Raw genomic sequence first — 19,445 nt, forward strand, 5'->3', positions numbered from 1 at the left:
CCCTAACCTCGTATTTCCGAATTGGACCGACGGAACTCTCTGGAGCGTTCGAGCGACACGCTGGGGTAGACGGGAACTCGGCGTCTGCGTCCAACTGAACCTGAAACGGACGTGCGTCACTGTCATCCGAGGAGGGAACCGCTCAAGCGATCGCCGCGTACACGAGCAGGCTCACGAGTCCACCGAGGATCGCCGCGCTGAGAAACAGCAACGACGGGGACGCCAGCGTCGGCCGTGCTGGCTCGTCAGTTCCCTTCCTCCGCGGTACCAGCGCGTCCCCGATCGTGTACACGCTCACCGCGCCCAGGAAGAGCGCGATTGCGCCAAAAACGCTCGCGTCGTACCGCGCGCGGACGAACGGCCGGTCGAGGGTGTGGTGAAACGCGAACAGGTCGGCCCACGCGGTATCGTGGAAGGCCCCGAGCTGGGCCTGGTACACTGGCGTGACGTGGTAGATGTCTGGACCCAGACCCCAGATGCCGCCGATGACGACCAGCCACAGCGGCCACCGTCCGTCGATGTCGTACCGGGCCGCCAGCGGCGCTGCCAGGAGGAGGACGAGCGAGGCACCGACGAGGAAGTGAACGATCGCGGGGGCCATCTCGAGGCGTGACTGTGCGGCCGTCAGCCGTAAGTACGAGCGCCGTAACGCGGAGTCATCGGGGGATTACGGACGGCTATGGTCGGTTACGCTGCTCGTTCCTGCGTTCGTTAGGATCTACGGCTTCTCGCTAATTTTGCGGACCAACGGGGTAATAACCGGTTAGAACGATCGGACAAGGAGTCGGCCTGAGCTCGAGTGAATCAATATCTTTCGCTGACCCTGGCGCTTCGCCTGTTTTCGTGCTTTCTACCCGAGTGTACCTGGCAGAGCTGCCTCGAGACTCGCAACCTCGAGTCTCGATGAGAACTGTTTCACTAACGGGTCACTAAGGAGGCTGATTCAGGCGTACAATTCCCCAATTCGATGTCTACACCGATGGTTTGGGGCACGATGCTCTCGACGCTCACGCCAGCTTAGCATCAGCATACCTTTACCCCTCTGCCGATTTTTCGAGTCCAATGAATCGGATCGCCGTCTTCGGCATTGGTAGTACGAATTTCCGTTCCGTTCTCGGCTCACCGTCAGAGGGATTCTTCGACGAGGTCGCGACCGAACCGACGCGACCATACGAACTCGAGACCCAGACGCTCGAGGCACTCGAGCGTCTGGCCGCAAAGGCGGACGGCGACCTCGACGCGGTCGGTATCGCCACGGCCGGCCTCGTCGACGACGCGGGGACGGTCTTTTCGTTCGACACGCCTGGCGGGGAGACCGTTCCGCAGGTACGACTCGGCGAGCGAATCGAGGCGTCGTTCGGCCTCCCGACGGCGGTCGCGAACGACTGCACCGCCTCGGCGCTCGGGGAGTACGCCTTCGGCGCCGGCGCAGACGGGGACTACCGCACGGTCGCCCACGTCACCTTCGGAACCGGGATCGGCGGCGGCGTCGTCGAAGACGGGCACCTGCTCCGGGGCGAACACGGCCACGCCGGCGAGGTTGGCCTGCTACCGATCGTCGCAGACGGGGACCTCGAGAGCTGTGGCGTGCGAGGGGCGTGGGAGGCGTACTGCTCCGGGCGAGGAATCGGGCAGTACGTTCGCTCTCTGCTCGCCGAGGAGTCCCGGGAGACGACGCTCGATCACGAGACCGTAACTGCCGAGGCGGTGTTCGAGGCCGTCGACGCTGGCGACCAGGTTGCCGAAGATTACCTCGACCGAATCGGTCGGCTGAACGCCGCGGGCCTCGGCGGAGTCTGTAACGCCCACGACCCGGGGCTGGTGACGGTGGGTGGCGGGGTCGCACTGAACAACGCCGAAGTCCTCTTGGAGGCCATCGAGGCCCACCTCGACGACTATCTGTTCGTCGAGCGCCCGGCGCTCGAGGTGACGCCCCTCGGAGACTTCATCGGGCTGTATGGGTCGCTGGCCCTAGCCGACCAAAACGGACGGAAGTGAGGCGGCGAACGCGTTCTCGCCGTTTTCGAACCCTATGGGGAACTGCTGGATCGAGCTTCTGGGGATTCGCCGAGAGACTAACCTCGTCCCCCACGCATATGTGTCGAGCCGATGTAGCCCGCCGGGTATGACGCCAACCCCTGACGGAGTCGAATTCCACCGGTCGTCCGACCCCGACGCGGCGCAACCGACGCTGATCGAAGGGCTGCCGGGACACGGGCTGGTCGCGTCGATCGCGGTCGATCAACTCACCGACCAGCTGGGACTCGAGCAGTACGGATCGATTCGGTCCGATTCGTTTCCGCCCGTCGCCTCGTTCGCGGACGGACTCGTCCAGGACACGGTTCGCGTCTACGGCGGGACGGATCCCGACGTCCTCACTCTGGAGAGCGACGTGCCGATCCCGGAAGAGGCGTTCGCCGACTTGAGTCAATGCGTGCTCGACGAGCTGGTCGACGACTTCAGCCGGGCGATTTTCCTCGCCGGGGCGCCCGCCCAATCCGAGGAGCAACGGGGCGAGGTCATCGGAGCCGCCACGACCGAAGCCCTGCGAGACGAACTCGAGGCGGCGGGGATCGAACTCGCCGCGGACTCCGGGGCCGTCGGTGGCGTGACCGGCGCCCTCGTCTCTGCGTGTCACCAGGCGGACGTGCCGGCAGCACTCCTGCTCGTCCGGGCGGATCCGCGGGTTCCCGACCCGGCCGCGGCGCGGTCCGTCATCGAGAACGCGCTCGAACCACTCGTCGAGTTCGACGTCGACACCGACGAACTCCGCGAGCAAGCCGAGGAGATCCAACGCCAGAAACAACAACTCGCCCAGCAGATGCAGCCCCAGGGTCAGGACCAGCAAGAAGAGCCGATGCAGGCCCGAGGAATGTTTCGGTAATCTGGCTTGCGGGACTGTCCTCGAGACGTGGCTGTCCTGTGAAGGGGTACCACCAGTTTTCCAGTCAGCGTACGATTCGCCCGCTTTCGGTTCATTCACCGTCTGTCTCCGGTGCGAAGGCATCACCGAGGACGGCGTTGCCTCGGTAGCGCCACGCGTCGAACGAGGGTTGTGAATGGTGCGCACGATTGGAGCGGAGCGCGCATCGACAGGTTCGAGTCGGTCGGATGCGAACCGAGGACAACGTACCAACGCACGTTCCACACAGCCGCATGATACACCTGACACCGTTCTTCGCAGCTGAACTGTCGCTCGCGATTGGCGGGAACCTCGAGGCGCTCGTCGAGTCGGCGACAGGCTGGCCCGGAATGGGTATTATCTTCGTCTACTCGTTTCTGATCGCGTTCGCACTTCCCGGACCGAGCGAAATCGTCCTGCTCGCGCCCCTCGATCTCGGGCTTCCCTCGTGGGTGCATCTCTCGACAATCATGCTCGTGAGCGCACTCGGAAAGGCCGCCGGAAGCGTCTTCGCCTTTCATATCGGCCAGGAGGTCAAACAATCCGGGCCGATCGTCCGCTGGGTTCGGAACTCGAGGTGGGACGTCCTGGAGTGGTCAGAGAAGCGATCCACCCAGCTCGCCCGACGATACGGGTACGCCGGTCTCGCGTTGGCGCTGTCGGTCCCGTTCTTCCCCGATACGATCTCGATTTACGCGTTCGCAGTCCTCGATAAGAACTACCTGCGATTCGCGATTGCGACGTTCGTCGGTAGTCTCGGGAGGCTTCTCGTGACCGCTGGACTCGTCGGCGGGGCATCGGTTGCGGTCTAGCCACTGGAACTCTTAACCCGCTCGCAGTGGCAGTGACACTGTATGCACTACCGACGACTCGGGACGACGGGACTGCAGGTCTCGCCGCTCTGTCTGGGCACGTGGCGCTTCGGCCAGGAATCGAACGGAGTCCTCGAGACCGACCGCAAGACGGCCCACGACCTGCTGTCGGCGTTCGCCGACCGGGGCGGGAACTTCATCGACACCGCCAACGGGTACGGCGACGGGGACTCCGAGCGCTGGATCGGTGAGTGGCTCGCTGACCGCGACCGCGAGGACTTCATCGTCGCCTCGAAGTGCTACTGGTCGACCGTCTCGCGCTTCCAGGAGAACCTCTCGAAGAAGAACGTCCGGGCGGAAGTCGAGGGCTCACTCGAGCGCCTCGGGACGGACTACCTCGACGTGCTCTACCTCCACCGGTTCGACGACGAGACGCCCATCGAGCAGACGCTTCGGGCCGTCGATGACCTCGTGAGCGACGGCAAAGTCCACTACGTCGGCCTCTCGACGGCCGATGCCTGGAAGCTCACGAAGGGGCTGTGGAAAGCCGACGTCAACAACTACGAGGCGTTCACGGTCACCCAGCCGCTCTTCCACGCGGCCTACTACGAGGACGTTGCCGAGTACCTCGACGTCTGTGCCGACCAGGATCTGGCGGTCTGTCCGTACTCGCCGCTGGCTGGGGGTTTCCTGACCGGGAAGTACGACCGCGCCGGTGAGGATACCTACGATCTCGAGGCGCCCGAGGGGACGCGCGCCCAGCTCGACGACCGCTTTCTGGACTACTACGTCTCAGAGCGCGGCTGGCACGTCCTCGAGGCAGTTCGGGAGATCGCCGACGAGTGCGACGCCTCGCCCGCCCAGGTCGCAATTCGTTGGCTGATCGACCAGCCCGACTTCGACTGCGTCCCGATTATCGGCGCGCGGACGGTCGACCAGCTCGAGGAGAACCTCGGGGCTCTCGAGGTCGACCTCTCGGACGAGCAGTTCGATCGCATCCTCGAGGCACGCTACGACGAGAACGGCAAGCTGTACAGGACCGGGTAGCGAACGGCATCGGGACGCATCTAGGTCCGAACGACGTGACGTACGGAGATTCGTGGAGAAATCCCACAACTTTCGATTCACAGCTTGCGACAGCGACGAAGATTGAAGCGAGGCGACGGTGTCGAACTACCTGTATCGCATGACTGACGACGTAGCGTGGATGGACCCGTCCGATCGCCCGATTCTGATCGAACTCGCGACGCATCTCGGGTGGGTCACTCCCGAGAGTCTCTCGCTCAATCTGCCCTACTCGGCGGCACACGTCACCGACCGATGCCGAACGTTCGAGACGCACGACCTGGTCGTCGCCCACGACGAGGCGACCGCCTATCGAATCTCGAGGCTCGGACGTCGCCTGCTCTTCGAGAACGCGTCCATCGCGGAGGTTGCAGGAGAAGGAACCGAACGGAACGAAGACGGTGCAACGACGCTCGAGTTCACCGACGAAACGCTCGAGGGGTAAACGCTCGAGGGGGTCCGACACTGGACCTCGAGAGATGGCGAGCAATGGATTTTCGTGTCGCTCTCTGACGTTTCAGTGATGAACCCAGGTATCGCGAGGCGGGCCGGTGGCCTCGCCGACCCGTCGACCGCTGTCGTCCCCTGTCGAACGGCCAATTGCGCAGCCCTCCTCGAGGTTCGATGAGTCGTAGTTAGCACCCTCTCCTTCAGCTAAATGGTGGTATTATGCATGAGGAGAAGGCAATCGGCTCATCGTTTAGACTTTCACTCCGCTGCTGGCAGCGTAAACGAGAACGTCGACCCTTCGCCGGGTTCGGACTCAACCCAGAGCTCGCCGTTGTGCCGTTCGACAATCCGTTCACAGAGTGCGAGCCCGATACCGGTTCCTGAATACTCCTCGGTACTATACCCTCGTTGGAATATCTCGAAGATACGCTCTTGTTCATCCGGCTCAATCCCCATCCCCTCGTCGCTAACTGACACCATCCATTTTTCTCCATTCCGTTCGGCCGAGATGTATACCCGTGGTGATTCGTCGCTGTACTCGATTGCGTTGCTTAGCAGGTTCTGAAACACCTGGCGCAACTGGCCGGCGTCGCCTTCAATACGGGGCAGCGACTCAGACGTGATTTCGGCATCACGCTCCTCGATTTTGACCTGCAGATTTTCGCGTGCATCCTCGAGGATCGCGTCTAACTCAACTGGCTCGAACCGATCTCCCTTCGTCTCGACCCGCGAGTACTGGAGCAGGCCCTCGATCATCTCGCGCATCCGGTCAGCGCCGTCGACGGCAAAGTCGAGAAACTCACGCCCGTCCTCGTCTATTTCATCCTTGTACCGCCGCTCGATGAGTCGCAAGTAGCTTGAAACCATTCGCAGTGGCTCTTGCAGGTCGTGAGAGGCGGCGTAGGCGAACTGTTCGAGACGTTCGTTCGACTCCTCGAGTCGGCGTTGATACTCCCTGCGTTCCGTGACGTCCTGCACTACGAGCATCCCTGCGAACACCTCGTTATCGACGTCCCTGATTGGCAAGGTGTGGGCGTACAGATGACGGTCGTGATACTCAGTCTCGAACGTTGTCGATTCGCCCTCAAAGACAGCAGTAAAGTAAGGTTCGACTTCTTCGACGAGTTCGTCCGGATAGATGTCGGAGACACTTCGTCCGATCCGGTCTTCCGGATTGACACCGGCCACACCCACGAGTTCCCCGCCAACAGCAGTATAACACAGGTCTTCATCGAACAAGCCAACCGCACCATTCGGAAAGTGTTCGACCAGCGTCCGATACCGACGTTCAGACTCCTCGAGTGCACGTTCGCGCTCTTTGCGCTCGGTAATGTCCTCTGCGATGCCCACAACGTGACTTACGTTCCCTTCCTCATTGCGGGCGGGAACGGCCCGAACGTCGAGCCATCGGACCTGGCCATCCGGACGAATGATACGGTACTCCTCGTCGAATTCTTCGCCAGGCAAAGCGGTGTACGCGTGCTCGACGCGCTGGCGATCGTTCGGATGGACTGTTTCAAGGAAGGTACGAGGATCGTCGAGCAGTGATTCGCGGTCTCGCCTGAATACCTCCTCATAAGCGGGGTTGAGATAGAGAATTTCCCGCGTATCGGCATCGGAGACCCACACCATCTCCTCGAGGTTTTCGGCGAGAGTTCGATAGCGGCGCTCACTGTCTTCGAGCTGTCGCTCGTACTCCTTGCGCTCGGTTATGTCACGGACGACACCGACGCCTCCGACCGTGCCATCCTCATATTCGAGAGGGCCAAACCTGGCTTCGACCGGGATTGAGTCCCCACTCGCGGTCAACAAATCGTACTCAATTCTTACGATGTCACGAGTTCCTTCGACTACCTCTGCGTATAACTCGCCTGCCTTCTCGTATGTATCTTTGTCGAGGATCGACGTGGCATGCTCGCCAAGTATTTCTTCCCGATCGTACCCGGTCATGTCGCAAAATGCCTGATTGACCTGCTCGAAGCATTGGTCCGAGTCGACTGCGGTAATCCCATCCCAGACCGCCTCAACCATCGTTTCGTATCGCTCCAATTCGCGTTCGCGTTCCTTGTGCTCGGTGATGTCGTGTGCTGCCCCGCGGAGCGAAACGATTTCGCCGTTGTCGGTCTCTGGCTCCCCCTGTAGCCGAAGCCAGCGTACTTCACCGTTAGGTGTCCGGATCCGCGCCTCCACGTCAAAGGGATCGCCGCTGTCAAGCGCTTCTTCGATGGCGTTCTCGACGATCGAACGGTCGTCCTCGTGGTACATATCGACGGCTTTCTCCAAGGACGGTTTCTCGTCGTGGGGTATCTCTAGCAGGTCAAAGATGTGATCGGTCCAGAAGATCTCCATCGTCTCCGGATCAATCTCCCAACCGCCGACGTCAGCGATACGCCTGGTCTTGTCGAGCAGGTCGAGCGCTCGCTGGAGTTCCTGTTCGCGTTCTTTCTGTTCGGTGATATCGGTGATCGCTCCGTTCAATCGGACCGGCTCACCGTCGTCATCGTATTCGACCTCCCCTTTGGCCATCATCCATAAGACGTCCCCGCCAGGGCCCCTGACGCGATACTCAGCCTGAAGCTCACCACTCTCCTCAACGGCTCGTTCCAGTTGTTTCCACGTTTTCTCTCTATCGTCCTCGAGTATCGGTTCGTAGAACGCTTCCATCGGAGCACCTGCCGTGATAGCCTCCGGATTCATATCATACGATTCCGTGAAATACTCGTCTGCGGTAACAACGTTTTCCTGAATATCCCACGTCCACAGTCCGATCGATGCGGCCGTGGTCGCCATCTCCAGTTGTGACTCGCGCTCGCGCAACCGTCGTTCTTTTTCCATGCGATCGATCGCAGACGCGAGCACGTTCGCGACGTTTTGGACGAAATTAGCGTCATCCTCCGTAAACGCCCGCTTTTCAGTCGTGTGCGTTCCCAGCACCCCCCACGGAGTTTCGACGGAACCGATGATGACGCTGATTCCACTGACGACATCGTGATTGATGAGTAAATCCGACCCCGAAAAGCGCTTCTCGGTGCGCAGGTCATCGACGATAACCGGCTTTTCGGAGAGGAGCGTATAGCCCGCCTGCGAGTCCAGACCAGTTGGGACAATCGCGTTCCCGACGAGACCTTCCTGCCAACCAATCCCCTGCCGTAGAAAGACTTCGTCCCCATCGGATGGCAATTCGAGAATCTTACAATAGTCTGTATCGAGCGTCTCGGCTACGGCAACCGACGCATCGTACATCAACTGATCGAGATCATCGCTTTCGAGGGCTTGTTGGCCGAGCTCGGCCACAACCTCTTGCTGACGGACACGAGCGCGGAGTTCTTCACCACCTTCGGTGGACGATCCCATTTTATCTCGGTACTGAGGGTACAACCGTAAAGGCTTCTCTATCCACTCCCTGTTCTGGACCTCTCGAGATCCTTGCCTCACTCACAATCCGAATCCTGGGTTCGAGTATCCAAAATCCACACCACCACTAGGCTCAAGCCGCTACCAATTATGGGCTGGCAACGTCTGGTACCAGTTACTGCCGATGCAGGGACGTACTGGCCACATCATTCGATCGAAGACCGTCACTCTTCCCGCTCTTCCGCCCAGCCGACTGACAGCCAGACGGATTCGAACGTGCGAACGGTGTCGATGAAGCCGTCGGGGTCGACCGGCTTCTCGAGATAGGCGTCGGCCTCAGGGACGATCGATCTCACGAAGTCGTGTTGCGCTTCTGACGTCGTCAGGACGATGACCGGAAGCCGTTCGAACTCGGAATCAGCTCTAATTTTCTGGAGGACTTCGTCGCCGTTCATTCGCGGGAGGTTCAGGTCGAGGAGGACGACGTGAGGCCGCGGCGCATCCGTGTACTCACCACGCTGGTAGAGAAAGTCGAGGGCACGAACGCCGTCGTTCACGACGTAGAGCGTGTTCGCGATCCGACCGTCCTTGAAGGCCTCTTCGGTGAGGCGAACGTCGCCGGCGTTGTCTTCGACGAGCAAGATATCTGCCGACTGATGAAAGGAGGGCAACTGATTGTTCACGATTTTCATCGCGTTATCCCTCCATGCCCGGACGTTCGAATTCGTTTGATATGGGCGTTCTGACCAATCCTTCAAACTCGACAGGTAACGGTCATTAAACGAGGTAGTGGAGGGACTGACTCTTCGTCAATCTGTCCACTGTCCCAGCTCCGACGTCGTTTCGAATTCGGCACGGGCCTCTGGTGCCAACCGTGAAAGTACCGTCGTGCTACCACGTTCCTGTTCGACCAGTCCTTTGTCCTCGAGGCGTTCCAGATGGTGTGACACCGTACTGTCAGACCGATCGACTTCCTCCGCTAGATCCGTCACGCTGATGGGTTCGAGGCGAGCAATTGTCTCGAGGATGTCTCCGGTCGGTTCGTGGGTGAGCGCGGCACGTAGCTGGTTCGTGTCGCTCCCGGTGGGATAGTACCAGAGCTTCCCGAATACCGTCACGGATGCGAGTAACTCCGCCTGTTCGAGGACCTCGAGGTGATACCGGAGCGTCGAGCGGTGAAGGTCGTGGGTCTCCCGAAGATCACCGAGGTATATTCCGGACGTCTGGTGGACCGTCTCGTAAAGTTCTTGACGGGCGTCGTGATCCAGCGGATCGGAACTCCCTGAATGGGCGTGTCCAGCCAGTAAGACGATAGACGTGACCGTGGAGGACGATATCGAGAGCGTCGTCTCGGACGACGTGCTATCGACCGTGTCGGGGGGCTCGATCAGCCCCGCATCGTTACGACTGTGTGTCGTGGGTTCGCTCGTTGATTCTCCGACGACGATCCCGGTCGCCGCGAAGCTGTTCAGGACGAGGACGATTCCGACGGCTGCGATCAGGACGGTCCGGGTTGATCTGGTGAGCATGGGTTCTGCCGTTCGATCGTGGTTGTTCGAATCGGATCTCTGGCGGTGCACACGGGCAGACCCGTGGATTTCGATCGTCCATGGACGCTGCCGGGAGGTGAGCGACTTTTACCGATACTGTGACCGGTCAATGTTGTTAGCTAAAAAAAGTACACTTACTTCTGCCGGATTTTCTGAGACGTTCTCACTCGAGGTCACGGACAAAGCTGGTGAACGTATCCGCGACCTCACGTGCTCGTTCGCCGGAGTTGTGTGTCGTAAACCCAACGATGACCGTGTCCTTCCCATCCATGTGACGAGCCCGCTCGAGTTGTTCGGTACCCTTCCAGATCCCGGAGACCTCGATCAGTCCATGCTCTCTGTGAACGTACGTTTCTCCTTGTTCAACCTCCCGATAAGAACCGGCTCTCACTGTGGATTTGGGCCTGTTTCCAGAACTACTCGCTGATGCCTTCCGTTTCGTATTATCTGCGGTTCGCCCGTTTTCACTCAGAGGGACAGAGTCTCGCGAATTGCTCATCAACGTGCGCTATTTCAAAATCATATTTAAATCCCGAGAACGATAGCACGAGGTTGAACCCACCCGCGCTCCGTTTCGCCAGATGACACGGTCTTAGTGACTGATGAAGCGATTCCAGAACCGAATCAGTACAACTGATCGATATGGACGGGGCCGCTATTCGAGGGATATTCCTAATACAGATCCGGATTCCCTCTGACGAGCAACGAGACCAGTTTTGGTTATTCGTGAATTCCCATCGCGCTAATCTGCTCCTGGTATCGATTTCGAATCGTGACCTCGGTCACCTGGGCAACGTTCGCGACTTCCCGCTGGGTCTTTTTCTTGTTACAGAGGAGCGCCGCGGCATAGATGGCGGCTGCGGCATATCCTGTCGGTGACTTCCCCGATAACATCCCCTTCTCGGCCGTGGTGTCGATAATCTCGTTGGCCTTCGATTGTACTTCTTCGGGCAACTCGAGTTCGGAACAGAAGCGAGGGACGTACTTCTTCGGATCGACGGGTTGCATCTCGAGGCCGAGTTCCTTCGAAATGTACCGATACGTGCGGCCGATCTCCATCCGGTCGACCCGCGAAACGGCGGCAATCTCGTCGAGGGATCGCGGAATCCCCTCCATCCGGCAGGCCGCATACAACGTACTCGTGGAGACGCCCTCGATGGACCGCCCGCGGATGAGGTCCTCCTCGAGCGCGCGTCGATAGAGCACACTCGCGACCTCACGGACCGAGCGCGGAACGCCCAGGGCGGAGGCCATCCGATCAGTCTCGGAGAGCGCGAACTGGAGGTTTCGCTCGCCGGCGTCCTTCGTCCGGATTCGCTCTTGCCACTTCCGCAGGCGATTCATCTGACTGCGCTTTTCCGAGGAGAGTGACCGTCCGTAGGCGTCCTGGTTCTTCCAGTCGATCGTCGTCGTGAGGCCCTTGTCGTGCATCGTCTGCGTCGTCGGCGCACCGACGCGTGACTTGCTGTCGCGCTCGGCCGCGTTGAACGCTCGCCACTCCGGCCCCCGATCGATCGTCTCCTCTTCCAGAATCAGTCCGCAGTCCTCACAGCTAATCTCGCTCCCGTCTGCGCTTCTCGACAGCGACGTCGACTCACACTCCGGGCAGGTTCGAACACCCTCTTCTCCAGTAGTTTCGCGTTCTGTCTGATTCGTGTGCTCTGTCTGGGAAGTCAGGCGTTCCATTACCTCTCATTATTCCTCGAGAGAGTTAAACACTGGGTGGACTCGAGCCCATCTTGTACGGTCGATAGTGAAGCGACTATTGGGGGCGTCTGCGGGAGATGAGGACGAAGAGGCTGCAGACGGTGCGATTACGATTACGTTCACCAACGGAACGCTCGAGAAGGGATTACCTCGAGACGGTGGCGTCGCCCTGAGGAGACTACGTGCTACGTAATATTGGTTCGTAAAAGTATGGATTAGCGTGGGAGACTCAGACCTGCCATCGCACGTGGTTTGGGTAGCGGAGTGTCGGATTCATCCCACGACTAGAGTCGTGGGCTTTCTCCTTGCTTCTGTGTAATGCCGGCGGTAAGCACTACAGAGCCGCGTCGTTCCTCGAGGTGATCGAAAAATCCCCAGTAGGCCATCGAGACGACTGGGGTGAACCATACCATACACCGACGAGTTTTCCTTGAGTGATACAGCATTTTGCGTATACCCCTCATCAGGTAATCTAACATTGACAGCACCACTAGATCCACCGAACTACTTGGAACTGTCTAGTTAAGCGCCTCAGTTAACGCCTATCCGTTAAATGACTAATACGGTCGGTGTACGTTATAGTAGTGTATAAAATACTCAAAACTGGCTCCCGACTGTCTACCCACGAATTGTGGAAACTGCCAACCGGCGTCTTCTTCGTATGAAACCACTTTTTGATCAGGTTTCTCTCGACGTAGCCGAACTGGCCACTCAAACTCAATCGGAAAGGGGAGTCAGATACCCGTAACCACCGACGAGTAACACAGCGTAGGGGGAAGGATATGTTTCTCGGCCAATCGGTGCAGGAACGCAGCGGCTAGATTGGTACCTCGCCATCCAACGATTGCGACATCGAGGGTCGACCGTGAGTCAAGGTCAATTGCAGCAGACACCCACGATCATTTGTCGTTGATCTTGACAGCGGTCTCATCAACCGCGACCCCCGAAGGCGGAGCCCTCGGCGGGACTGGAACGCTGTCAGACTGCCGATTCAGCCACTGCCAAAAGGCCTAGTGAGACCGCTCACCGCCTAGAAAGCGAAGAATTGCTTGTATCTCTCGAAGCAAACAACCGGTCGTGGGAAGGCAGACGGCGAACACTCTGGCGGGCGTCACCGTCCGTTCACGCTCCCAACATTCATCAAATTCGCTGCGTACGTCTCGCTGAGCATGTCTGCAAGCTTTAGTCCAAACTAACTCCACGTCCTGCTTGATCCTCAAACTGGTCTAACTAGCCACTGCACATATTGACGAACACTCGTTTTTAGATATTATCGTAATTATAGACATATTCGGGATCAAGGGGGCTCGAACGATTGTCCACAGATGGGTCCACGGCGCCGATCTTCAGTCTCGATTCGCGAAGTTCGGGTCACATTGCCTTCGACAAACCGGTGAACCCACTCGATGGATAATACTGGCTGTACGACGGTATTGACCCTCGACCAAGCTTTTTCCTGCAATCAGCGTCTGAGCGAACGGGAACAGAGTCGGGACGTGTGCGTTTTCTCGAGGAACTCTGCGAGAATCACGCCACCGACGACACCGCCGTTCTCGTCGGTGGCGACCGGTCGTTGCTCGATATCCGCCGAAGACGTGGGCTCGACGCCAAAGACGAACGTTACGGAACCTAAACGGTTTCGTATATGTTTCCTAACTGGTGTTAAATCCAAAAACTCTGATATCAAACTATTCTCTATTAATGGAATGAAATTGTTGGCTAGTGGTTCAGATCGATCACGTTCACAGGGAACCGATCTGTCTAAACGCAACTAAGGGGTGAGTAGCAGCTGAGTTTTCACTATTTGTAGGGTGACGTTCAGTGTCATCCAATTCGTAAACACGGTTCGATTCGCCTCGAGGCGGCGAACAGTTTGGGCTGTAATTCAGGTATCGATGCTCGGAATTAGGAGGTACTTGAACGAGCTCGAAGGCCGTTGAACAGGAGGTTTTAAACTGTCGAACCCGTTGAGTAGGACGAGTATGTGTTCGAAACGGCACGAAGGCCGAACAGTGATCGTCACGGGTGCGTCGAGCGGTATCGGACGACGGATTGCTCGTCGTTTCGGCGAAGACGGGGCAAACGTCGTCTGTGCATCTCGCAATAACGAACCGAAGCAGGGCATCCACCACGATTCCGAGGTTTCGGCACCGACCGAACGGCTGATTCGAGAGGAGACCCCGGGCGACGCCGTCTTCGTATCGACCGACGTGTCCGATCCCGTCGCAGTCGAATCACTCATCAACGAGACGCTCGAGGCGTACGGTCGACTGGACGTCCTCATCAACAATGCTGGTGTCTCGATCCTCGGTGACTCCCAGTCGACCAGTATCGACGACTGGCGAACGATGCTGGGCGTCGACCTCGATGGGACCTTTTTCTGCTGTAAGTTCGCAATTCCTCATCTGAAGGACGTGAGCGGCGACATCGTCAACATCGCCTCCGTCAACGCGACAGAGGGCGGATCCGGTCCCGCGTACGCTGCTGCGAAAGCCGGGCAGGTCAATCTCACCCGGGACTTAGCGGTCGAGTTAGGACCACACGACGTGAACGTGAACTGCGTCTCCCCCGGCTACATCAAGACCCCTATCCAGGATTATCAGGACGAGGAGAGCATCGAACGGAGTCGACAGCAGACGCTCTTACCCGAATTGGGTGAACCGGAGGAGGTCGCAGATGTCGTTGCCTTCCTCGCGAGTGACGAAGCGAGTTACATCCACGGAGCGGATCTCTACGTGGATGGCGGCTGGGCGGCCCATCGCGTCTGACGTCCTAACCCAAGGCCCCGTTCGGCCCTCGCCCCTGAAGGTAGTGTATCTGGCTATTGTCTGGTTCAGTCACGTCACCCGCTGAGTGGCTGAATTGCTATACAGCAGCGTTTCGCTGGACACGCCTCCGGGACGTCTTCACTGCCGATAGCGTTCAATCGCGTCCATGTCGACGTCAATTCCCAGACCGGGACCGTCTGGGACGGTCATGTGGCCCTCGTTGATCGTGAAGGAATCCTGAATGACGTCAGCTTCCCACCCGAAGTAGGCCGTATCACTCGGGAGGTTGATCGCCGGCGTGCTGTACACGGTGTGGAGAATCGCGGCGGTCCGGATCCCGAGATCGAACGCACAGTGGTGAGCCAGGGACATGCCACCGTCTTCCGCGATGCTGGCAAGCTCTCGAACGCCTGCGATTCCGCCCGATGGAGTGATATCGATGACGCCGACGTCGACTGCGTTCGTCTCGATCAGGTGGCGCATATTTCTGGGAACGTAGGTGTCTTCGTTGGCGGCGATCGGCTGTCGAGTGCGGTTCCGCAGGGACGCCAACGAACCGTGATTGTCGATCCGAATGGGCTGTTCGACGTACTGCAAATAGATCTCGGCGTCCTCGAGTTTGGCACAGAGCCGAACAGTATCCTCGGCGGTCCACCCTTGGTTCGGATCGATACGGAACTCTAGTTGGCCGTCTACCTCGTCGTGCATCGCTCGAATTCGCTCCACGTCCGTCCGCCAGTCGCGGCCCGCCTTCGTCTTGAGGACGTTGTAGCCCTCCTCCAGGACCTTCCGGGCGTAGCGACGGGACTCTTCGGGCGAGAAGATTCCGAGCGCGTACGCGAATTCGACGCGCCGATCGCCTTCTCCTGAGGCGACGTAATCACGGTGTTTCATTTCAGTTTGATGGTTTGCTGTCCACCCGCCGAGTAACTCGTACACCGGGCGGTCCAGCGCTTTCCCGACGATGTCCCAGCAGGCGGTCTCGACAGGCGCGAAGAACATATTCGAGTTCGTGTATTCGACGAACACCTGTCGTCGCAACTTCCCAATCTCGAAGGGCGATTGCCCAACGACGAGTGGCGCGACGCCGTCCTCGATGACGGAGATCGTGGCTGCCGGCGAGAGGAAGGCCCGGACTTCACCCCAGCCGACGTAGTCCTCGTCGGTGTCGACGCGAACGAGAATTCGATCCATCTCGGACAGCGCGCCGTGGTTCGTTCGATAGGGTGCTATCCCTCCGTCTTCTATCGGGTCCAGAGGTACCGTTACGGGGATTGCACTAACCGCTGTAATCTCCATACTTACCGATTCCCGGCCCCTGTCTTAAATTTGTGGTATGCCGTCCCGTGCTCCGATACACATCGACCAGACGCTGTCCGAGGCCGGTCAGTAGTAGACCGTCCGCAACTTTACGACGGTTGCTTTCTCCTCGAGCAGCGTGATGTACTCGGTGATCTGTGTGGCATCGAACCGGTTGACGGGGCCCGTGAGCCCGATGGAGCCGAGAATTTCGTCGTCTGGCGTGAGAATAGGAACCTCTACACCACGAATTCCTTCCCTCCGTTCTTCGTCCTCGATCGCGTAGCCCTGTTCCCTGATCTGTTTCAGCTCGCGCCGGAGTTCGTCGGGGTCGGTGATCGTGTTTGCCGTGCTTCTGGGTAACTCGCTCTCGTCGATGATCTGCTCTCGGCGCTGCTGGGGCAAGTACGCGAGCAAGCACTTCCCGAGGCCAGTCCAGTGCATCTCGGTAAATTCACCGATGGGGACGTTGTCGCTCACCGCTGACGTCCCGTCCTCGACGCTAATGAGGACCCGCTTGCCGTTTTCTTCGATACCTAGCCCGGCTCGCTCGCCGGTTTGATTGGCGAGTTCCATGAGGACCGGGCGCGCGGCACTGTACAGTTCGTACTGCCGACGGGCGTAGCCACCGTACTCAAGGAATTTGAGCCCGTTCCGGTAGGTCCGGTTTTCGCGGGTCACGAACCCCTCTTTTTCCAGGGTCTTCAGGTAGACGTGGGCGGTACTGGTCGGTAACTCGAGTAACTCTGAGAGTTCTGTCAGAGTGAGGCCCTCGTGTTCTCGGAGGGTTTCTACGATCTCGAAGGCCCGTTCGAGTGCCTGAATCGTGTTGCCGGACTCGGCCTCTCGTTGCATACTGCTTCCTCGTGGCCCACGATGATTAACGTTCCCTTCGAAAGCCCAGACATCCAATGAACGAGGATCCATCACTCCAGCTTCCATTATTGATGGAATTACAGCCCCCATCCGTACCGTTATAGGCGGCTCTCATCATCGTTCCGACTATATTGGATTCCATCGTCCGTTTCGAAGTCGATAGGATGTGCTCTCGATCGAAGAATCGACTCGTGATATTACATGCTTAGGCTTGTAATTCTAGTTGCGACTGAGTCGCCCCCTTCAGCTCGATCTCAATGCGCCAGCGTTCTCGCAAGCGGCTTGTTACCTATTGTAGGCTTCCACGCTGGATGGATCCATTTTCATATTTCCGTCCCTATTGGAATTACTCTCCTCTGGCCACCCCTTGTTCCAATATAAATGGATTAAGAGCCGAGACCACCAGCTTTGAAAGTCGACTGCGTCCACAGGTGGTATCCAGATTCCGAGAGGCTTCCAACTCGAGTGCTGTTTCGGCAAGGCTCCTTGCAGTGGACAGATCCGGCGAACGAGAGTACCTCGAGAGGGCTAGTTAGACCGATTCCGCTCGGAAATCGACGTGAAAAACGAGGCTAATTCAGTTGCAATCCCGTCCAGAAGCGTATTGCCCTTCTCTAGCGTTGCCAGGGACGGATCACCGATCGCACCACTCGCGGAATACTCCGAAAATTCACGATATACCGCGAGGGGACCGCCCTTCACCAGGTCTCGATTCCCGAGGTCGTACGGCTCGTCGAGGTACTCACCGACGCGTTCGTCACCGACGAGGTCCGGATAGAGCGCCAGCATGAGCGATGTCTCGAACTCGCCGCCGTGGGCCATTCCACCCAGATCACTCTCGCGAATCTCCGAGACGAGATCAGTTGCGACTTCGAAGTAGGTGAGGCCGTGTACCTCGACGAGGGGGTGTGTTTGGCCGACTTCGCTCACCGCCGTTTCGATGAGTGCCGTGTTCCCACCGTGGCCATTGAGAAAAACCATGGTGTCGAAGCCGTTCTCCAATCCCGTGCTCGCAATCTCCTCGAGCTGGGCCTTGAGCGTGGTGAACTCCCCAGAGAGCGTCCCTCCCAGGGAGAGGTGGTGCGGGGAGTATCCACACCAGACCGGCGGCGTCGACAGGACCGGGACGTCGTCGAGTCGCTCGAGCGCCGCCGCCAGTACTTCGGTGACGAGGATAGTGTCCGTGCCCGCGGGGAGGTGTTCGCCGTGTTGTTCGACGCTGCCGACGGGCACCACGAGAACGGAGCCGTCTCGCTGGGCGAGGTCCGTAATCTCCGGTGCCGTGTGAGTGCTGAACGAGTGACTTGCCAGTCCTGTCCGGGGGAGCATACCTGCAAATTGACCGGACGGGTCAAAAAACTGCTGCTCTCCGCAATCGGCGCGGCGTCGCGAAACCGACTACGCAAGGGGCGAGAGCCGGGTGCCGCCGAGAGCGTGACACCCTGTGCTTCGCGAAGCCGACGTCACGGCACCAGCGGTGGGCCGCCGTCCGAGCGTTCGTCAGCGGTACGGTCTCGTGGCGCGGGCGAGCCAGTCGAAGCTTCGCTCGGGCAATTGCCCGAAGTTGTAGAATGATACCCGCTCCGTCCGGGTGTTCGCGACGGCGTCCACGATCGCCGTCACCGTGTCACCGTCGTCGACGACCGGCGGTCCCGGCTGTACGCCGACGTGTATCGGAAGCTCCGGCGTCAACTCGTTCGCCACGTTCACCTGGTGGACGACGGCCGACGCCGACGACTCGTAGGCGAGCGTCGTGGCGTAATCGAGGGAGTCGGCGACCTTCGGGAGGTCGATACCGAAGAGCCACTCGTCGCCGACGTCCAGCGTCCCGATGGTGTACCCGAGCTGGGTATCGATGATCGCCCGGACAGACTCGAAGAGGTCGACGAGCGATCGTTCACGAACCGACAGGTACGCGCCGACGCGCGGGTGCGCCTCGATCCACTGCAGCGGGTCGAGCGACGGGGGCAGCGTTCCGTCGGCGATTGCGTCGATCGTCCGGACGCACGTCTCCCGCACTGCCTCGACGTCGATTCCGTCGTCCGCGGCCGCGCTTCGACACTCGTCACAGAAACACAGCCCGAGGAGGAACGTCCCGAGTTTCCCCAGTTCGACGAACACCTTGTCGTGGTGCCATCCGTGGCCGCTGCCGAAGAAGTAGTCGAACGACTCCAGTTCGATGCGCTCGAAGCTTCCTCGCGAATTCAGGTCGCGAACGAGGTTCTCGAGGTACGCGCGCACGGCGGGCTGAGACGGACAGAGCCCGAAGGGTAGCGAATCACCGTGGGGCGAGGTGATCGTGAGGTCCGGGTTCGCAAGTCCGAGCCGCGAGTTGTGACACCCGACTGTCCACGCGGTCACCGAGATCGGCGAATCCGCCAGCGCGTCGGTGATTTCGGCGAGCCAGTCGTCGTCGCCCATTCGGTCGGCCGGCACCGGCTCGAGGTCCCCGTACCCCTCGTCGGGCTGGAAGTAGGCGCTGGCCCGCGCGAAGTACGACTTGCTGGTCGGGTTCGTGGGTGAATACGAGTGAACCGCGTGGTAGTTGGTCGCGACGTTGAGTTCGTCGATTCCGGCCGAGACCAGGCGGTCCACAGCGTCGTCGACGCCCTGGTCTCGGAGGTCCCACGGATAGGCCCACATTGCAAAATCCATACGTACA

General features: G+C 59.4%; 15 protein-coding genes and 1 pseudogene. 6 read left to right on the forward strand and 10 right to left on the reverse strand.

Annotated elements, in window-relative coordinates:
• Positions 1–142: 142 nt before the first annotated feature.
• On the reverse strand, positions 143–601 hold the full coding sequence (locus tag ACFQS4_RS05175; protein ID WP_497902606.1) for a hypothetical protein: 459 nt from the start codon (positions 599–601) through the stop codon (positions 143–145).
• Between the two features lie 461 nt (positions 602–1,062).
• On the opposite strand from ACFQS4_RS05175, the gene ACFQS4_RS05180 reads away from it, so the two are divergent.
• The 5 genes from ACFQS4_RS05180 to ACFQS4_RS05200 all read left to right on the forward strand — a co-directional run bounded on the left by ACFQS4_RS05180 (position 1,063) and on the right by ACFQS4_RS05200 (position 5,224).
• Positions 1,063–1,998 carry an ROK family protein gene (locus ACFQS4_RS05180; RefSeq protein WP_497902607.1) on the forward strand — a complete coding sequence of 312 codons (936 nt, stop codon included), beginning with the start codon at positions 1,063–1,065 and terminating at the stop codon, positions 1,996–1,998.
• A 127-nt stretch (positions 1,999–2,125) separates the two neighbouring features.
• Complete coding sequence (locus ACFQS4_RS05185) at positions 2,126–2,884, forward strand: proteasome assembly chaperone family protein (RefSeq protein ID WP_497902608.1); 759 nt, start codon at positions 2,126–2,128, stop codon at positions 2,882–2,884.
• 272 nt (positions 2,885–3,156) lie between these two features.
• Positions 3,157–3,714, forward strand: a complete 558-nt coding sequence (locus ACFQS4_RS05190) for a YqaA family protein (protein WP_497902609.1) — start codon at positions 3,157–3,159, stop codon at positions 3,712–3,714.
• Between the two features lie 42 nt (positions 3,715–3,756).
• On the forward strand, positions 3,757–4,761 hold the full coding sequence (locus tag ACFQS4_RS05195; protein ID WP_497902610.1) for an aldo/keto reductase: 1,005 nt from the start codon (positions 3,757–3,759) through the stop codon (positions 4,759–4,761).
• A gap of 139 nt (positions 4,762–4,900) precedes the next feature.
• The gene (locus tag ACFQS4_RS05200; protein WP_497902611.1) at positions 4,901–5,224 is read left to right on the forward strand and encodes a winged helix-turn-helix domain-containing protein; all 324 of its coding nucleotides are present in this window, start codon (positions 4,901–4,903) and stop codon (positions 5,222–5,224) included.
• A 263-nt stretch (positions 5,225–5,487) separates the two neighbouring features.
• Here ACFQS4_RS05200 and ACFQS4_RS05205 read toward each other — a convergent pair whose 3' ends face one another.
• The 5 genes and pseudogenes from ACFQS4_RS05205 to ACFQS4_RS05225 all read right to left on the reverse strand — a co-directional run bounded on the left by ACFQS4_RS05205 (position 5,488) and on the right by ACFQS4_RS05225 (position 13,011).
• Positions 5,488–8,583 carry a PAS domain S-box protein gene (locus tag ACFQS4_RS05205; protein ID WP_497902612.1) on the reverse strand — a complete coding sequence of 1,032 codons (3,096 nt, stop codon included), beginning with the start codon at positions 8,581–8,583 and terminating at the stop codon, positions 5,488–5,490.
• 224 nt (positions 8,584–8,807) lie between these two features.
• Positions 8,808–9,275 (reverse strand): response regulator, encoded by a 468-nt coding sequence (locus ACFQS4_RS05210; protein WP_497902613.1) that lies wholly within the window; start codon positions 9,273–9,275, stop codon positions 8,808–8,810.
• Positions 9,276–9,392: 117 nt separating this feature from the next.
• Positions 9,393–10,112 (reverse strand): winged helix-turn-helix transcriptional regulator, encoded by a 720-nt coding sequence (locus tag ACFQS4_RS05215; RefSeq protein WP_497902614.1) that lies wholly within the window; start codon positions 10,110–10,112, stop codon positions 9,393–9,395.
• Positions 10,113–10,853: 741 nt separating this feature from the next.
• The gene (locus ACFQS4_RS05220; RefSeq protein ID WP_312911656.1) at positions 10,854–11,819 is read right to left on the reverse strand and encodes a transcription initiation factor IIB; all 966 of its coding nucleotides are present in this window, start codon (positions 11,817–11,819) and stop codon (positions 10,854–10,856) included.
• 578 nt (positions 11,820–12,397) lie between these two features.
• Positions 12,398–13,011 (reverse strand): annotated as a pseudogene (locus ACFQS4_RS05225) (transposase domain-containing protein).
• A gap of 811 nt (positions 13,012–13,822) precedes the next feature.
• Between ACFQS4_RS05225 and ACFQS4_RS05230 the strand changes: the two are divergent.
• Positions 13,823–14,608, forward strand: a complete 786-nt coding sequence (locus ACFQS4_RS05230; protein WP_497902615.1) for an SDR family NAD(P)-dependent oxidoreductase — start codon at positions 13,823–13,825, stop codon at positions 14,606–14,608.
• Positions 14,609–14,746: 138 nt separating this feature from the next.
• Here the strand turns inward: ACFQS4_RS05230 and ACFQS4_RS05235 are convergent, their stop codons facing one another.
• From ACFQS4_RS05235 to ACFQS4_RS05250, 4 genes are all read right to left on the reverse strand, one after another.
• Positions 14,747–15,907 carry a mandelate racemase/muconate lactonizing enzyme family protein gene (locus tag ACFQS4_RS05235; protein WP_497902616.1) on the reverse strand — a complete coding sequence of 387 codons (1,161 nt, stop codon included), beginning with the start codon at positions 15,905–15,907 and terminating at the stop codon, positions 14,747–14,749.
• 87 nt (positions 15,908–15,994) lie between these two features.
• The gene (locus ACFQS4_RS05240; protein WP_497902617.1) at positions 15,995–16,762 is read right to left on the reverse strand and encodes an IclR family transcriptional regulator; all 768 of its coding nucleotides are present in this window, start codon (positions 16,760–16,762) and stop codon (positions 15,995–15,997) included.
• A gap of 549 nt (positions 16,763–17,311) precedes the next feature.
• Positions 17,312–18,112 carry a creatininase family protein gene (locus tag ACFQS4_RS05245; protein WP_497902618.1) on the reverse strand — a complete coding sequence of 267 codons (801 nt, stop codon included), beginning with the start codon at positions 18,110–18,112 and terminating at the stop codon, positions 17,312–17,314.
• A 171-nt stretch (positions 18,113–18,283) separates the two neighbouring features.
• The gene (locus ACFQS4_RS05250) at positions 18,284–19,438 is read right to left on the reverse strand and encodes a hypothetical protein (protein WP_497902619.1); all 1,155 of its coding nucleotides are present in this window, start codon (positions 19,436–19,438) and stop codon (positions 18,284–18,286) included.
• Positions 19,439–19,445: the final 7 nt, after the last annotated feature.

It is taken from the genome of Saliphagus sp. GCM10025317 (assembly GCF_042663665.1).
In the GTDB taxonomy this organism is placed as follows: Archaea; Halobacteriota; Halobacteria; order Halobacteriales; family Natrialbaceae; genus Natronosalvus.

Coding starts and splice junctions, on each gene's coding strand:
- ACFQS4_RS05175 (WP_497902606.1), bottom strand. CDS start 601: ATGGCCCCCGCGATCGTTCACTTCCTCGTCGGTGCCTCGCTCGTCCTC.
- ACFQS4_RS05200 (WP_497902611.1), top strand. CDS start 4,901: ATGACTGACGACGTAGCGTGGATGGACCCGTCCGATCGCCCGATTCTG.
- ACFQS4_RS05195 (WP_497902610.1), top strand. CDS start 3,757: ATGCACTACCGACGACTCGGGACGACGGGACTGCAGGTCTCGCCGCTC.
- ACFQS4_RS05190 (WP_497902609.1), top strand. CDS start 3,157: ATGATACACCTGACACCGTTCTTCGCAGCTGAACTGTCGCTCGCGATT.
- ACFQS4_RS05245 (WP_497902618.1), bottom strand. CDS start 18,112: ATGCTCCCCCGGACAGGACTGGCAAGTCACTCGTTCAGCACTCACACG.
- ACFQS4_RS05235 (WP_497902616.1), bottom strand. CDS start 15,907: ATGGAGATTACAGCGGTTAGTGCAATCCCCGTAACGGTACCTCTGGAC.
- ACFQS4_RS05215 (WP_497902614.1), bottom strand. CDS start 10,112: ATGCTCACCAGATCAACCCGGACCGTCCTGATCGCAGCCGTCGGAATC.
- ACFQS4_RS05220 (WP_312911656.1), bottom strand. CDS start 11,819: ATGGAACGCCTGACTTCCCAGACAGAGCACACGAATCAGACAGAACGC.
- ACFQS4_RS05210 (WP_497902613.1), bottom strand. CDS start 9,275: ATGAAAATCGTGAACAATCAGTTGCCCTCCTTTCATCAGTCGGCAGAT.
- ACFQS4_RS05240 (WP_497902617.1), bottom strand. CDS start 16,762: ATGCAACGAGAGGCCGAGTCCGGCAACACGATTCAGGCACTCGAACGG.
- ACFQS4_RS05250 (WP_497902619.1), bottom strand. CDS start 19,438: ATGGATTTTGCAATGTGGGCCTATCCGTGGGACCTCCGAGACCAGGGC.
- ACFQS4_RS05230 (WP_497902615.1), top strand. CDS start 13,823: ATGTGTTCGAAACGGCACGAAGGCCGAACAGTGATCGTCACGGGTGCG.
- ACFQS4_RS05205 (WP_497902612.1), bottom strand. CDS start 8,583: ATGGGATCGTCCACCGAAGGTGGTGAAGAACTCCGCGCTCGTGTCCGT.
- ACFQS4_RS05185 (WP_497902608.1), top strand. CDS start 2,126: ATGACGCCAACCCCTGACGGAGTCGAATTCCACCGGTCGTCCGACCCC.
- ACFQS4_RS05180 (WP_497902607.1), top strand. CDS start 1,063: ATGAATCGGATCGCCGTCTTCGGCATTGGTAGTACGAATTTCCGTTCC.